This window comes from Pseudarthrobacter sp. NPDC080039, from assembly GCF_040702335.1.
GTDB classification, from domain to species: Bacteria; Actinomycetota; Actinomycetes; order Actinomycetales; family Micrococcaceae; genus Arthrobacter; species Arthrobacter enclensis_A.
In genome coordinates this window covers 308455-323808 of sequence record NZ_JBFBKY010000002.1, presented here as the reverse complement: position 1 = coordinate 323808, position 15354 = coordinate 308455, and the positions used below count along the sequence as shown (strand labels likewise).

Annotated in this window: 15 protein-coding genes; 8 read left to right on the top strand and 7 right to left on the bottom strand. The window is 66.8% G+C overall.

What is annotated here, in order from left to right:
* Positions 1–15 precede the first annotated feature (15 nt).
* From AB0313_RS03415 to AB0313_RS03395, 5 genes are read left to right on the top strand one after another with little or no spacing between them, the layout of a single operon-like run.
* Positions 16–1695 (top strand): FAD-dependent oxidoreductase, encoded by a 1680-nt coding sequence (locus tag AB0313_RS03415; RefSeq protein ID WP_366303588.1) that lies wholly within the window; start codon positions 16–18, stop codon positions 1693–1695.
* The gene (locus AB0313_RS03410) at positions 1692–2555 is read left to right on the top strand and encodes a TIM barrel protein (RefSeq protein ID WP_366303586.1); all 864 of its coding nucleotides are present in this window, start codon (positions 1692–1694) and stop codon (positions 2553–2555) included. Before AB0313_RS03415 ends, AB0313_RS03410 begins: the two co-directional genes overlap by 4 nt.
* Positions 2552–3391 carry an aldo/keto reductase gene (locus AB0313_RS03405; RefSeq protein ID WP_366303584.1) on the top strand — a complete coding sequence of 280 codons (840 nt, stop codon included), beginning with the start codon at positions 2552–2554 and terminating at the stop codon, positions 3389–3391. Before AB0313_RS03410 ends, AB0313_RS03405 begins: the two co-directional genes overlap by 4 nt.
* A gap of 12 nt (positions 3392–3403) precedes the next feature.
* Positions 3404–5191 carry an FAD-dependent oxidoreductase gene (locus AB0313_RS03400; RefSeq protein ID WP_366303582.1) on the top strand — a complete coding sequence of 596 codons (1788 nt, stop codon included), beginning with the start codon at positions 3404–3406 and terminating at the stop codon, positions 5189–5191.
* Positions 5188–5667: a nucleoside deaminase gene (locus AB0313_RS03395; protein WP_366303580.1), complete on the top strand. Its 480-nt coding sequence runs from the start codon at positions 5188–5190 to the stop codon at positions 5665–5667. Before AB0313_RS03400 ends, AB0313_RS03395 begins: the two co-directional genes overlap by 4 nt.
* A gap of 21 nt (positions 5668–5688) precedes the next feature.
* Here the strand turns inward: AB0313_RS03395 and AB0313_RS03390 are convergent, their stop codons facing one another.
* From AB0313_RS03390 to AB0313_RS03360, 7 genes are all read right to left on the bottom strand, one after another.
* Positions 5689–6642: a hypothetical protein gene (locus tag AB0313_RS03390; protein WP_366303578.1), complete on the bottom strand. Its 954-nt coding sequence runs from the start codon at positions 6640–6642 to the stop codon at positions 5689–5691.
* A complete protein-coding gene (locus AB0313_RS03385; protein ID WP_366303576.1) occupies positions 6639–7400 on the bottom strand; it encodes a cytochrome b N-terminal domain-containing protein in 762 nt (253 codons plus the stop codon). The genes AB0313_RS03390 and AB0313_RS03385 overlap by 4 nt, the downstream gene beginning before the upstream one ends.
* Positions 7397–7564, bottom strand: coding sequence for a hypothetical protein (locus AB0313_RS03380; protein WP_160147570.1), 168 nt, complete (start codon positions 7562–7564; stop codon positions 7397–7399). The genes AB0313_RS03385 and AB0313_RS03380 overlap by 4 nt, the downstream gene beginning before the upstream one ends.
* 141 nt (positions 7565–7705) lie before the next feature.
* Entirely contained in the window at positions 7706–8614 is a 909-nt protein-coding gene (locus tag AB0313_RS03375) for an NAD(P)-dependent oxidoreductase (protein ID WP_366303574.1), read from the bottom strand.
* Between the two features lie 5 nt (positions 8615–8619).
* A complete protein-coding gene (locus AB0313_RS03370) occupies positions 8620–10539 on the bottom strand; it encodes a TRAP transporter large permease subunit (protein ID WP_366303572.1) in 1920 nt (639 codons plus the stop codon).
* 78 nt (positions 10540–10617) lie between these two features.
* Positions 10618–11652, bottom strand: a complete 1035-nt coding sequence (locus AB0313_RS03365; protein ID WP_141942997.1) for a DctP family TRAP transporter solute-binding subunit — start codon at positions 11650–11652, stop codon at positions 10618–10620.
* A gap of 46 nt (positions 11653–11698) precedes the next feature.
* On the bottom strand, positions 11699–13051 hold the full coding sequence (locus AB0313_RS03360) for a Gfo/Idh/MocA family oxidoreductase (protein ID WP_366303570.1): 1353 nt from the start codon (positions 13049–13051) through the stop codon (positions 11699–11701).
* 237 nt (positions 13052–13288) lie between these two features.
* Here AB0313_RS03360 and AB0313_RS03355 point away from each other — a divergent pair, with 237 nt between their 5' ends.
* Genes AB0313_RS03355 through AB0313_RS03345 form a run of 3 tightly spaced genes read left to right on the top strand, consistent with a single transcriptional unit; the run spans position 13289 to position 15153 of the window.
* On the top strand, positions 13289–14323 hold the full coding sequence (locus AB0313_RS03355; RefSeq protein ID WP_366303568.1) for a LacI family DNA-binding transcriptional regulator: 1035 nt from the start codon (positions 13289–13291) through the stop codon (positions 14321–14323).
* Positions 14324–14335: 12 nt separating this feature from the next.
* Positions 14336–14647 (top strand): putative quinol monooxygenase, encoded by a 312-nt coding sequence (locus tag AB0313_RS03350; protein ID WP_141942991.1) that lies wholly within the window; start codon positions 14336–14338, stop codon positions 14645–14647.
* A complete protein-coding gene (locus AB0313_RS03345; protein WP_366303566.1) occupies positions 14647–15153 on the top strand; it encodes a gluconokinase in 507 nt (168 codons plus the stop codon). Before AB0313_RS03350 ends, AB0313_RS03345 begins: the two co-directional genes overlap by 1 nt.
* Positions 15154–15354 lie beyond the last annotated feature (201 nt).

Below are 15354 nucleotides of genomic sequence, written 5' to 3'. Positions count from 1 at the left end.
CCAGTACCGTGCGAGGTGGCAGGCGGCGAAGTTCCGCGCGAGCTCACCAGCGACGAGTGCGAAGGGCTCGTCGAAGCCTACGCCCAGGCTGCCCGTCGCGCGGTACAGGCCGGCTTCGACGTCATCAACCTCCACGGCGCCCACGGCTACCTGATCCACCAGTTCATGTCACCCATCTCCAACCACCGCACGGACCGGTTCGGCGCGCCCGAGTACTTCATGAACAGGGTCATCGACGCGGTCCGGGCCGCAGTCCCGGACACCATCGTGGGCATGCGTGTCTCCGTGCTGGAGGGACCCGCCAACGGTATTTCCGCCGAAGGACAGGTGGCCATCATCGCCAAGGCCCACCTGGACAAGCTGGACTTCCTGGACATCTCGGCCGGCAGCTACGAAGCGGGTGAGTGGATCGTCCAGTCGGGGGAGTGGAAGCCCGGCATCCTCGCCGGCTACGCCCAGGCCTACCGCCGGTTCGGCATCCCCCTGGGGATGGCCGGCCGGCTCAACTCGCCGGCCATCATCGAAGAAGTCCTCGCCGCGGGGACCTGCGATTTCGTCAGCCTCGCCCGTGCCATCCACGCCGACCCGGCCTTTGTGGGCGGTGTCCTCCGCGGCGACCGCTACCGCCCCTGCATCGCCTGCAACGTCTGCATCGACAACCTCGGCCTCGGCCAGGTGACCTGCACCGTCAACCCTGCCGTGGGCCGCTCCCGCGTCCCGATCCCGACGCCGGCCGTCCGCGAGGGCGCCCGCGTGGCGGTTGTGGGCGCCGGGCCCGCCGGCCTCACCGCCGCCCGGGAACTCGCCGAAGCAGGGGCGAAAGTGACAGTGTTCGACGACGGCGGGCGGCCGGGCGGCCAGTTCGCCTTCGCGGAGCGGATGAAGTCGACCCCCGACTTCCACCGCTTCACCGACTGGTCGGCCGCAGAAAACGCCCGGCTGGGCATCGACCTTAAGCTGGGATCGCACGTGGATACCACCCGCCTGGACGACCTGGTCCGCGAGACCGCGGCAGACGCCGTCGTGCTTGCCACCGGTGGTCTCCGGCCCGGCGCCGGCTTCCCTGGCGCAGGCTCAGGGGACGTCCTGGACATCCGGGACTGGCTGGCCGGCCATCCGGAAGTGCTCGCCGAACCGGTGGACCGCGCCGCCGTGCCCGAGGCCGTGACAATCTGGGGCGCCGATTCCGTTGCCATGAGCGTTGCCGACACCCTGGCCGCCAGGGGAACGGCGGTCCTGCTGCTCGGGCCGCAGGACGCGATCGCCCCGGAATCCGGCCGCAGGGCCAAGATCCTGGCCGTTCCCCGGCTCCAGGCCAACCCCCGGGTCCGGATCCGGCTGGACACCGTCATCGAGGAATACGACGGAACCCGGGTCCGGGTGTCCGGCCCGGGTTGCCCGCCCGAGGGGGAATGGCTGGACGCGCCCGGACCGCTGCTGGTCTCGCGCTCCGTGGTTCCGCTTGACGGCTCCGTCGCAGCTGAGGCCCGCGATGCGGAACTGAGCCGTATGGCCGGAGTGCCCGTGACCCTGGCCGGAACCGTGGTGGACCAGACGCCGGCGATCGCCTCCAATGCGGTCAAGAGCGGCTACGACGCAGCGCAAAGGATCGCCGCCCGCCTGGCCATCGGCTCAATGGACACCACGGACTCGATGAACAGCACGGACTACAGCTTGAATGGAGCACCCCGATGACGCACACCCCGCCCCGGCCCGTCGGGCTGGCCCAACTCTCCCTGCTCAACACCGCACCGCCGGACCTCGTTGGCATCGCCGCCCAGGCGGGATTCGACTTCGTTGGCGTGCGGGTCCGCCCGGTAACGCCCACGGAACGGCCCTATGACCTGCAGCCGGGCTCGCCGATGCTGAAAGAGACCCTGGCGCGCATGCAGGACACCGGAGTCATCGTACGGGACATCGAATTCCTGCTGCTGGACGGCAGCGACCAGCGCGAGGCCTGGCTGCGGATGATGGAGGCCGGCCAGGCACTGGGCGCCAGCTCCATCACTGTGGCAGGAGGGGATTCCGACGCCGGGCGGCTGCTCACCACGTTGTCGTCCATGACCGAGGACGGCCGCGATTTTGGCATCACCCCCACGCTGGAGGCCATCTCGTACCAGCCGGTTGCGTCCATTGCCCAGGCAGCCGATCTCGCCGGCCGGGCAGGCTGCAACATCGTGGTGGACACGCTGCACTTCAACCGCTTCGTGGGGGCCGGCGGCCAGTGGGATGCGCTGCGCGCCCACGCAGCCCTTGTGCCGTTGCTTCAACTGTGTGACGGCCCGGTGGCCCGGCCGGCCAGCCGGGACGCGCTCATCACCGAATCCCGGTCGGAACGGGAAGTCCCCGGCGAGGGCGGGTTTGATCTTGCCGGGGTGGTGGGGGCACTTTCGGCTGGCCTTCCAGTCAGTGCGGAGGCGCCGTCGGACCGGCGCGCCGCTGAACTGGGTGAGCTGGGGTGGGCGCGGCGGCTCAAGGCCGGCGTGGATGCGGTGCTGGCGAAAGCCGACGCGCTGCGCGAATCAGGGACGCCCACGAAGGCGGGTGTGCAATGAGCACCACCACCGCAGCCGGAACCTCCACCGAGCTGGTACAGGGCGTGCAGATCCCGATCATCGGCCTGGGGACCTGGCCGCTGATGGGTGAGGATGCGTCCGCAGCCGTTTCGCAGGCCATCGCCAACGGCTACCGGCACATCGACACCGCCGAGAACTACGGCAACGAGGAAGCCGTGGGTGAAGGAATCCGCCGCAGCGGAATTGACCGGGGCCAGCTGTTCCTCACCACCAAATTCAACACCCGGTGGCACAGCCGGACCGGCGTCCGGGAAGCCTTCGCGGAAGCAACCCGGCGCCTCGGCACGGACTACCTCGACCTGTTCCTGATCCACTGGCCCAACCCCGCCGAGGAACGGTTCGTGGAAGCCTGCGAGGGACTCCAGCAGCTGATGGATGACGGGTGCATCCGCGCATGGGGTGTCTCCAACTTCAAGCCCGCCCACCTGCAGCGCGTGCAGGCCGCGGGGCTGCGGGTACCCCTGAACCAGATACAGGTGGACCCCGAACACGGCCAACCCACACAGCTTGGCTGGCACAGCGGGCAGGGGATCCTGACCGCTGCCTATAGCCCGCTGGGCCGCAACGGCAGCTTCCTCAGCCACCCGGCCATCAGTGGCCCGGCCACGGAGCTTGGGAAGACACCGGCCCAGATCGTCCTGCGGTGGCATGTCCAGCACGGCCGGGTCGCCATCCCCAAGTCGGCACACCGGGAACGCCAGCGCGAAAACCTGGACGTCTTCAATTTCACCCTGACGCAACCGCAGCTCGCCGCCATCGACGCCCTCGAAACCGGTGCGCCGCCGCGCCTCGACTCCGACACCTACTTCCACTGAGAAAGCTTTGGCATGATGTCCCCTTCACAAACTCCTTCCCGGCTCCCGGACCTGGACTGCGACGTCCTGGTGATTGGTTCCGGAGCGGGCGGCCTGTCCGCCGCCGTGACCGCCGCCTACCACGGACTGAAAGTCGTCGTCGTCGAGAAAGCCGCCGTCTGCGGCGGTGCCACCTCCTGGTCCGGCGGCTGGGCCTGGACGCCCGGAAACCCGCTGGCCAAAGCCGCCGGCGTCAACGAAGACCGTGAACTGTTCCGGACCTATCTCCGCCACCGCCTCGGCCGGAACTACCAGGAAGACCGGGTGGACGCGTTCCTTGAAGCCGTTCCCCACATGGTGGGTTTCTTCCACAACAAGACCAGCCTGCAGTTCGTGCCGGGATCCAAGATCAAGGACATTTACGGTGACACCCCGGGGGCCGGAACCGGGCACCGCTCCGTGGGTCCAAAACCGATCAACGCACGCCGGATCAAGCCCGCGCTCCGGGCCAGGATGCGCCACCAGCTCTACGAAACCTCGTTCCTGGGCATGGGCATCATGGCGGGCCCTGACCTGGCCAAATTCCTCTCCGCCTCGCAGGGGGACATCGGGGGGATCTTCCACGCCGCATGGCGCGTGGGATTCCATCTCCTGGACCTCCTTGCCCACCGGCGCAACATGCAGCTGGTCAACGGCACCGCGCTCACCGGTCGGCTGCTCAAATCGGCGGACGACCTGGGCGTGGACATCCGCGTCTCCACCCCGGCCCGGCACCTGCTGTCCGATGAGTCCGGGAAGGTGACGGGCGCCGTCGTAAGTTCCCCGCAAGGCGGACTCCGGATCACTGCCTCCCGCGGCGTCGTCCTGGCCGCCGGGGGCTTTCCCAATGACGTTTCCCGCCGCAAAGCCCTTTTCCCCAAAACCCCGACCGGCCGGGAGCACTGGACCCTGGCGCCCAAGGAAACCACGGGGGACGGCATCACCATGGCCCAGGAGGTGGGTGCCCGCTTCGAGAGCGGGCTGGCGTCCCCGGCCGCGTGGTGCCCGGTTTCGCTGGTCCCGTACCGGAACGGACGCATCGGCACCTTCCCGCATATCATGGACCGGGCCAAGCCCGGCAGCATCGGGGTGCGGCGGGACGGCAAGCGGTTCGTCAACGAAGCCAACGGTTACTACGACTACGTGGAAGGCCTGCTGGCTGCCACCCCCGAGGGCGAACCCGCGGAAGCCTGGCAGATCGCCGACGCCGCGTTCGTGCGCAAGTACCCGCTGGGCATGGCCAAGCCGCTGCCGGTGCCGCTGTTCCCGTACCTGCGCAGCGGATACCTGAAGAAGGGCAAGACCATCGAAGAACTCGCCGTGACCTGCGGCATCGACCCGCACGCCCTGGCCAGGACCGTTGCGGACTTCAACGACAACGCACGCAGGGGGATCGACCCCGACTTCAAACGCGGCGCCACCGAGTTCAACAAATACGGCGGTGACCCCGGGAACACCCCCAATCCCTCGCTGCGCCCCCTGGAAAAAGGGCCCTTCTACGCGGTGAAAATCGTCCCGGGATCCTTCGGAACCTTTGCGGGGCTGGCGGCCGATGCCCGGGCGCGCGTCCTGGATACCGACGGGCACCCCATTCAGGGCCTCTACGTGGCCGGCAATGACCAGGCCTCGGTCATGGGCGGACACTACCCGGCCGGCGGGATCAACCTTGGCCCTGCCCTGACGTTCGGCTACATCGCCGGTCGCGACCTTGCCCGTGCCACCCACTACGAGGACGACGGCGCGCCCGCGCAGAATCAGCCGCGTGCAACAATGGCGCCATGACCCACGAGCAGCCTGAATCCGCCGCGCCGGAACTGGACCGCACCGACCTCCCCGCTTTCGAAGCCGCCTATCAGGCTGCCCAAAAGAGCCTGGCCGAAGGCGGCATCCCCATCGGGGCTGCGATCGCCCGGGGCGGCGTGGTCTTCGCCAGCGGGCACAACGAACGGGTCCAGAAGGCCGATCCGATCGCGCACGGGGAGATGTCCGCGCTGCGCGCTGCCGGCCGCCAGCGGAGTTACCGGGACACCACGCTCTACACCACGCTGGCCCCGTGTGCCATGTGCGCCGGAACCATCATCCAGTTCAAGATCCCCCGCGTGGTGGTGGGGGAGGCACGGACGTTCGACGGCGAGCTGGACCTGCTGCGGTCACGCGGAGTTGAGGTGGTGGTCCTGGACGATCAGCGCTGCGTGGACATGATGCGCACCTTCCAGGCAGACAGGCCGGAGCTGTGGGCGGAGGACATCGCCGAGTAGCGTTGGCCACTGTCGGCGAGGTCAGCGGTTCCGGTAGTAGTCCTTCCAGATGAGGCGATGGACTGGCAGCTTCCTCGGAATCGACCTCAGGCCGGGGATGAACGGCAGCAGCGTCAGCAGCGCGGTCAGCACGAGCATCGTCACCACGGCCAGGGCGTCGACGCTCGGCGAGGACTTGAACGGTTCCACCTGGTAGAGGAGCGAGAAGAGCCAAAGCCAGGACTGCCCAGGGGTGTCGCCGGTCTCGTTCATGACTCCCCACTGGTCCCCGGAGAGGTGCTGGCTTGCCGCAAGATCCGGGAAGTAACCGCCATCTCCGAGGAACAGAAGACTGCGGGTGTAGTCCATGTTGTAGAAGTTCCCGCCGCCCTGGAGCACGCCGTCCAAGGTTCCTTGCCGCGCCATGTCCGTTAATGCGCCGGTGAGCGCGGGGACCGGGCCGTAGGAGCCGTCCGCTACCTTGGCGGGATCGTTATCGGGGGCCGCGGCGAGGGCAGCGGAATACGCGGATGCCCAGTCCGAGCGTTGCTGGTCCGTGGCGGTTGTCCAGTCAGCCAGGGCGGCCGGGGGCGATGGGAGCGACTCCAGCGGGCCAATGACGAAGTCCTGGGCAGTATCAACAGGAAGCCGGACGCCCGAGAGGCTTTGGAGGTCCACCGGGCCAATCTTTTGCGACGCGTCCGGAGTGGAGTTGTACGGCGGCCCGTAAACGGCGGTGTCGGACGTTCGGGCCAGTTCCTTTGCCGCCGTCGCGACGAAGTCCGCCGGGGCGGCGGCGGCCCACGATTTGAGGCTGACGCTGGACTCATCAGGCGCACCGAAGAATGACGATACACCGAGCACCAGCAGGCCAACCACCACAACGCCGATGGTGAGTTCCTTGAGGAGGTCGTATTCGCGGACACGGCCGGTCCACGGCCTGCCGGCAACGTCGTCCCTCTTCCGCCATGAGGTGCTGCTGACCTGGCCCGTCACAGCGCTGCGTCCTTGGGGTCAGCTGACGTCCTGGAGGCGGCGGACGCCACCGGCTGGCCGGGCTCGCGAGGATTGCTGGACTCCGTGCCGTTGTCGCGCAGCTGGGCGTCGCCCTCCGCAGCCTCCAGCGGTGGCACGACGCCGTGGACCCGGACCAGCAGGACGTGCAGGACCACCACGGCACCCACTGCCAGGGGCAGCAAGGTGACATGCCACACGAAGATCTGTCCGACGTTGGCCACGTTGAACCAGGCGCCTACGCCCACGGAGTTCAGCGCGTCCTTGGCTTCGAAGGCAATCCACTGGGAATCGAAGTTCGTTTGGAGAAGATATCCGGTGAAGGCCGCCACGATGGAAACGACGAACGAGAGCATGCCGGTGATCCAGGTCAGCACGCGGCCACCGCGCCAGGCCGCCATCCAGAACTTCAGCCAGAGGTGCACCACCAAGAAGATGAAGAACAGTTCCACGCTCCATAAGTGGCTGCTGTTGACGAAGCGGCCAAGGGAGGAAACGTGATACCACTGGGGCCCGTTCAGTCCCAGCACGACCCCCGACATGATGATCCAGACCAGCGAAGCTACAGCCCCCATGCCGAAGACATAGGCCCAGGACATGACATAGCTTGGCTGGTCCCCGGGAAGGAGCTTGTCGGGAGGAAGCTTCCGCAGCAACCATTTGCGGGCCTTGCCGGTCCACGTGTGCGCGTCGCTGTCCGGCTCCGGAACCCCGTCCGCCGGCTCGGCCTGGGCTCTCATTTCCGCCCCTTCCCGCCGGGGAACGGGAGGACAAGGGCCAGGAAGAACAGGATGATCATCACTATGATCACAATGAGGTTTCCCGACTGGATGGTGAAGCCGTCCCAGCCAAAGTACGTTCCGGCGCCCACTGATACGGCGCCTGTGACTAGCCACCTGGCCATGGAATCCTCGATCCTGTGTAGGTTCCCCGGGTGGAGTCCAACACGGCCAGAAGTCCGTAGCTAGAGTCATTCGTCCCTCATACTGCGACTGCTCCGCCAGACGCGGCGCCGGGTGCCCCGGCGGCTCCGCTCAAGCCGGGACTAACCCCCGATGGTCCGGTAGATCCCGGTGTGGTCCAGGCCGCCGTCGCCGGCCGCGATCATCGTCTCAAAGGCGCTCTGCAGGCAGCCGGCCAAGGGGAGCTTCAATCCCGAACTCGCAGCAGTCTCGGCGATGAAATTGAGGTCCTTCAGCTGGTTCTTCGCCGAGCCGCCGCCGTCGAAATCCTGGTCGATGAAGCGCTGCCCCTTCTGGGCCAGCACCTCCGAGCTGGCCAGGCCGCCGGCAAGGACGGACTGCACCTCCGCGAGGTCCAGCCCGGACGCCGCCGCCAGGGCCATGGCCTCTGCCAGCGCGGTCACCGTGGCAGCGACCACGATCTGGTTGCAGGCCTTGACGGTTGATCCGGCTCCGGTTTCCCCGAACCACGCCACTTTGGCGCCGTACAGCCCGAACAGCGGTGCGCAGCGTTCGAACGCGTCCCGCGGACCGCCAGCCATGATGCTGAGCCGGCCCTCTTCTGCGCCGATGGTTCCGCCGCTCAGCGGCGCGTCGACCACCGTCACCCCCCAGTTCCGCCGGCACTCCTCACCGAAGGCCGCAACGGCCACGGGCGAGACCGTCCCGTGGATCACGAGGATGGGCTGCTCGGTGCCGGCGCGCTGCCACCCAGCAAGCAGCCCGTCGTCGCCCTCCAGCAGGGCCTCGACCTGCGGCAGGTCCGGCAGGACCGTCAGGACAATGTCCCGGGCGGCACCGGCGGGGGAGGCCGCAACGCTGTCTCCCGCAATGGCCCGGGCCTTGTCCGCTGTCCGGTTCCACAGGGCCAGCGGGACGCCGCCGGCCAGGATGTTCCGTGCGATGGGTGCCCCCATCGGTCCGGTGCCCAGGAGGGCCACGGACCCGTGGATAGCGGGCGGCTGCTGTTGCTCAACTGTCACTGTGGTCATGTTCTCTAGAAGGGGATGAGGCCGGCGAGGGCGGGGAGGAACGTGCTGAACCAGGGCACGGCCGCGAGGACGAGCAGTCCGATGAACACGGCGATGAGGTAGGGCCAGAAGTGCTTGAGGCTCTTCTCGACGGTTTCGTGTCCGGTGGCGCAGGCCACGTAGAAGCCGACGCCGGCCGGTGGCGCGAAGGAGCCGATGCCCATCGAGATGATCAGCACCATGGCGTATTGCACCGGGTTGACGCCGAAGCTGGTGGCGATCGGGAGCAGCAGGGGCGCGAAGATCAGGACGGCGGGGAGGCCCTCGAGCAGCTGGCCCATGATGACGAGCAGCACCACCGTGAAGAGCATGAAGAGGACGGGAGAATCACCGAGGCTGGACATCAGGTCATGGATCTGCTGGGAGACGCCGGCAAGGGCGAGGGTCTGCGCCAGGGGAGAGGCGGCGGCGATGATGAACAGCACCATGCCCGCCGTCGTGGTGGTTTCCCGGAGCGTGTCACCCAGCAGCCGCTTGCTGCCGCGGCGGTAGGCGGCGGCGAGGATGAAGGCGTACGCGACGGCGACGGAGGACACCTCGGTGGGGGTCGCGAAGCCGCTGAGGATTCCGGCGACCATTCCCACCGGAAGCAGCAGCGTGGGAATCGCGAAGAAGGTGGCTGATCCGCGGGCCCGCCACGTTGTCTTGGAGCCGGCGACGCCGCCCTGTTTGCGGGCGCGGACGAACACCAGCGCCATCACCACCAGGGCAAGGAAGGCCGCCGGCAGGAATCCCGCAAGGAACAGGGTGGTGGTGGAGATGGTGGTGATGGATCCCAGGACCAGCAGGACGATGCTCGGCGGAATGGTTTCGCCCATGATGGCCGAGGCCGACAGGACCGCGACCACCTCGCCGCGGGGGTATTTGCGTTCTTCGAGCATGTTCCGCATGGTGGTGCCGACCGCGGCAACGTCGGCCACCTTGGAGCCGGAGATGCCGGAGAAGATGTACATCGTGACCACCACAACCTGGAGCAGGCCGCCGCGCAGGTGCCCGATGAGTGCGTCAACGAGTTTGGCCAGGGGGAGCGTGAGGCCGGCGGAGTTCATGACCGTCCCGGCGAGGATGAAGAACGGGATGGCGAGGAGCACGAAGCCCTTGGCGCCGGAGGCCATGCCGATGGGGATGGCACTGACGTCGGAGATGCCGCCGAGGTAGAGGTAGATCCCGGAGGCCAGGGCCAGGACGAAGGCGATGGGAAGGCCCAGGAACAGCAGGATGAACAGCACGGCAAGGACGACGCCGAGGAGGAGGTTGGGGGACGCGTAGTAGAAGAGCGGCGGGCTGAGGACCACCAGGCCAACCAGTACCGCGGTGATGCCGGCCGCCACGAACACGGGGCGCCGCTCCTGCCGCTTCAGCTTGACCAGGGCGAACCAGGCGATCAGGGTCATCCCGGCCGAGAAGGGAAGGGACACCCAGAACACGGGCAGCTGGAGGATCGGGGTCTTCTCTTCGATCTGCTGCACCAGGGTGGGGACGTAGAGGGCAAACGATCCTGCGCTCATGACGAAGACCAGGCAGTCGACAAGCGCAGCAAGGTAGGGCTTCCAGGAGGCCGGCAGCCGCATGATGAGGGCCTGGACGGACATGTGCGCACCCTTGGGGTAGGCGATCGCGCCGCCGATGAACGCGATGGTCAGGAGCGCGATCTCCGACACTTCCTGGGTCCACAGCACGGAATCGCCCGTGACCAGCCGGACCATGATGTTCAACAGGATGACCAGGAGCTCGGCGATGATCGCCGCGCCAACGGTGCCTTCGAGGACCTTGTCGAACCACACGGCACCGCTCCAGCGCGGCGGGACGTGACCGTGGTGCAGGATCTCCTCCGCATCAGAGGGGAGGACCTCTTCAAGTTCCTCGGGAGGGAGGGTGCGTTTCATGTTCTTCCAGACTGTCGACGTTGAGAGCGGATGTGGTGTGCGGGTGCCGGGGCTGTACGCCCCGGCACCCGCTTGCGGTTAGTTGGAGGCGGTGAAGGCGATCGCCTGGTCGAAGAAGTCCTTGCCGATCAGCTCGGAGAACTTCGGGTACAGGGTCTTCGACGCGGCCTTGAATTCATCGATGGCGGAGGCGCTGAGCTCGTTGGCCTGCATTCCCTTGGCCTTCAGGTCGTCCAGCTGCTTCTTGGACTGTTCCTCGTCGTAGCCGGTCTTGAACGTTGCCGTCTCGGCGGAAGCATCGGTGAGGGCCTTCTTTTGGTCGTCCGAGAGCGTGCCCCACTTCTTCGATGACAGGGCCAGGACCCATGCGTCATTGATGTGGTTGGTCAGGGACACGTATTTCTGTACTTCGGAGAACTTGTTGGTCCACGGCACCTCGATCGGGTTTTCCTGCCCATTGATGGTCCCGGTCTGCAGCCCGGTGAAGACCTCGGAGAAAGCCATGGTGGTGGGGCTCGCCCCCAGCGATCCGAAGTAGTCGGTCCACAGCGGGTTGCCCGGAACGCGGATCTTCATGCCCTTCAGGTCAGACGGCTGCTGGATGGGGCGCACCGAGTTGGTGATCACCCGGCCGGTCCTGGTCATGAAACTGAGCGCCACGGTGTCCTTCTGGGCCAGCTTGTCCTTCAGGACCTGGCCCGGCTTGCCGTTGAGGAACGCCGCCTCCTGGGTAGTGTCCTTGAACAGGTACGGGATGCTGATGCCGTTCATCTCCGGTACCACGGAGGCGTAGACCGAGGTTGACAGGATCAGGGCGTCCAGGGAACCTCCCTGCAGGCGGGTCACGGCCGCGTTCTGGTCGCCGCTGAAGCTTGTTCCGTTGGGAACCACGGTGACCTGGACGGACCCGTTGGAGGTCTTCTTGACCTGGTCGGCAAAGTGCTGCGCCGAAACGCCGACGGAGGAGTCGATCGGGTCCGGAATGGACAGCTGGATCTTTGCCGGGGCTGCGGCGCCGGTCCCGCCGGCAGCCCCGGAGGCGCAGCCGGCCAGGAGTGACGCGGCGAGGGTGCAGGCCAGCGCTCCGGTGAGGGCGCGGAGTTTCGATTTCATGTGAAGCCTTTCTTCGTTGGAAGGAGTCAAGTTCGAGGGGTGCCGGTCAGGCGGTGAGGGCGGATTCCGTGACGAGCGCTTCGGTTTCCCGGCGCAGTTCCAGGGCCTGGGCCAGGGAGTCGTCCATGATGACGTCGTCCCAGCCCACGGTTGCGCCCTTTGCGATGTCATTGCGCAGCTCCACGTGGTGGGCCAGCGCCACCGGCAGTGCCCCGGTTTCCACCGAGTGCCGGGCGGACACGAGCTTGCCCCAGACGGTGTAGCCGCCTTCGCCGTCGAGGAACTCGCCGGCTTTGAGGTCCTTCTTGGCCGTGGCCACCACGTCGCCGAAGAATCCCACGGGCGAGCCGGTGGCAATGCCGCGGAGGGCGGCGTTGGCGATGGAGACGTTGAGTTCGAGGCCGACGTAGTGGTACGGGCGGTACAGTGCGGCGTACTGGCCGGTGGGATCCGGGTGCCAGGGGTATTCGGTGAAGCAGCCGGAGACATATCCGTTCGTCGCCTTCACCACCACGAAGACGCCTTCCTGGGTGTTGTGGCTGATCCAGCTGCCGTCGCGGTTGACGCTGGACATGACGTCGACGCTGCCTTCGTGGGCGAGGGCGCCGCCCACATCGCTGGGCCGGCAGACCGTGGCGATCTGCTCGACGTCGCCGGGCGTGAAGCTCAGCCCGTTATCGGACGGGACCAGCCCGGCACCGTTGGCGACGGCGGCCATCTCGATGGATGCCTTGGTGCCGTCCCGGAACGAGGTGTGCATGTACGGGTTCAGCTGGCCGGAGTCGGTAAGTTCCTTCGAGAATTCCCAGTTTTCCCAGACGTTGTCAGGGTTCATCTCGTGGTAGTGCTCAAGGTACTTGGCGCCCTTGCCGGCGCAGACGACGTCGAATCCGCTGGTCCGTGCCCAGTCCACGAGCTCCATGATCAGGGCCGGCTGGTCACCGTAGGCCATGGAGTAGACCACGCCGGCGGCCTCCGCGCGGCGGGCCAGTGCGGGCCCCGCCAGGGCGTCGGCTTCAACGGTCACCATGATGATGTGTTTCCTGGTGTCGATGGCCCGAAGCGCGTGCTTCACCCCCACGATCGGGTTGCCGGTCGCTTCGACGATGACGTCGATGTCGACGTCGAACAGCTCGTCGGCGTTCGCAATGATCGCTGTGCTGCGGTCGCGGAGGGCGGTGGCGATGTCCGGCGCGATCTGGTTCTTGGGCCAGCCGACAAGTTCGAAGGCTCCTTCGGCGCGCTTGACGTTGATGTCGGCGATGGCCACCACGTGGATCCCGGGGATGTTGTTGGCCTGGGCGAGGTACATGGTGCCGTACCTGCCGGCTCCAATGAGTCCCACTCGGATGGGACGTCCCTGCTGCTCGCGGTCGCTGAGGAGCTTGTGAAGGTTCATGGGGATCTCTCTGATTGGCGTTTCCGCGTCCGGGAAGCACCTCCACCGCACGGGTGGGGCAACTTCTTTGTCGCGGGATGTGAATTCGAGGGCCGGAGTGGAACCGGTTCCACTTTTGTACCAGCGGGTGCTAGGCTGTGTCAACGGTCACAACGGAAACGCGCTTTTGGGCGCCTTTCATGACGGCGAAACTGTTGATGCCGGCGATCGGGTAGAAACCTTCAATGAGGAGGAGAAGTGAAGAAGGCTCCAACAATCCGCGATGTCGCGTCCGCGGCAGGCGTGTCGGTTTCCGTGGTGTCCCGGGTGCTTAATCCTGAGTCGGGCCCGGTTGCACCGGCCAAGCGGGACATGGTGCTCCGCGTCATCGAGGATCTCGGTTATCGCCCTCGTGCCGCCGCCCGGGAATTGAGCGTGGGCCACGCCCCGACCGTCGGGCTGGTGGTTGCCGACCTGGCCAACCCATTCTTCGCCCAGCTGGCTGACCGGATTGTCTGGGAGGCGCGCAGCCACGGAGTGCAGGTGGTAGTCATGACCACCCAGGAAGACCCGCACCTGGAGGCGGACTCCCTGGATACGCTCCTTGACCGGTCCGTCGGCGGCGTCATCGCCACGCCCACCGGGGCGAACGTTGAAAAGTGGGCGCGCCTGCAGTCCCTTGGCGTCAACGTCGTCTTCGTTGACCGCACCATCCCGGAGTTGGCGAATGTTGACGTTGTGAGCATCGAAAACGTGGATTCGGCCCGCCGCGCCACTGAATACATGCTCGGCCTGGGGCATACCAGGATCGGGTTGATTACCGGGCCTGTCAGTACTTCCACGGGCAGGTCCAGGATCCAGGGGTACCAGGCCGCCCATGACAGCTGCTCCGTCACGGTGGACCCGCAGCTGATCCGGGATGTGCCGTTCCGGGGTGACGGCGGCGGCGATGCCGTCGGATCCCTGCTGGCGCTGCCGGATCGCCCTACCGGGATCATCGTGGCCAACACGGCCCAGGTCCAGAGCGCCGTCCGCCGCCTGGTCCAGACGGGTACCCGCATCCCCAACGACCTGTCGGTCATCGTCTTTGACGACAGTCCTTGGACCGAACTGACAAGCCCTCCGCTCAGCATCATCCGCCAGCCCATCGCCATGCTTGCGCTGCACTCGCTGGAGCTGGTGCTGGGGCGGATGCAGGGCAAGTTGCCCGACGGTCAGCGGACCATCGAGGTCAAAGCGGACTTTGTTCCGCGCAACAGCTGCTCACCAGTCGTGCTCACCCCAACCAGATAAGGAATACCCACTATGACCGTCATCGTCACCGCCGTCTTCACACCCAAGGACGGAGCCTTCGACGCCGTTGCCTCAGCCCTTGCCCCTGCCATCGCCGAGGTGCACAAGGAGCCGGGCTGCCAGCTCTACGCCATCCATGAGGCCCCCAACGGCCAGATCGTCATGATCGAAAAATGGGACTCTGCCGAACTGCTCGACGCTCATGGTGCGGGTGAGGCCGTCGCACGCCTCAACGCCTCGCTTGAGGGTCTCCTGCAGAAGCCGGTGGAGGTCACCAGGCTGACGCCGATGCCCGCCGGAACCGAGCAGCAGGGCGCGCTTTGATGAAACCCGTCATAGTCGTCATGGGCGTCTGCGGGGCGGGAAAGTCAACCGTGGGTGCGGCGCTGGCGCGGCGCCTGGGGGCCGATTTCATTGATTCGGACTCGCTGCATCCCAGAGCCAACATCGACAAGATGGCTGCCGGCATCCCGTTGACGGACGAGGACCGCTGGCCTTGGCTGGCACTCGTCGGCGACGAGCTCGAGGCAGCCCATCCGAAGGGAATCATCGTGGCCTGCTCGGCGCTGAAGCGCGCCTACCGGGATGCGATCAGGGCAAAGGCCCCGGATACGGCCTTCGTGCAACTCGACGTGGAGCTGCCACTCCTGCAACAGCGACTGCATCACCGCCCCGGGCACTTCATGCCGCCGTTGCTCCTCGGTTCCCAGTTGAGTGCGCTGGAACCCCTTGGACCAGACGAAGCCGGCCTCACGGTACCGGCGTCGGGCGACCTCGAGTCGATACTCGACCGCATCACCGCCGTCGCGCGCACTGGAGCTCCAGCGTAAACACCCACAGCAGGACGTCCTCGCCGGGAACGAGCTATGTACGGATGGTCCGCAGCGAAGTTGCCCGGCCTTGAGGCAGGCGTCGCGGGTGATGCGCGGGACGTCCGGAAAGTCCGACGGCGTTGCGCGCCTGAACGGGATACCCACCCCGTGCCTGCGGTTGGGGCAGTCCGCGCCAGGTAGTGGCCCAGCTGTGCCAAA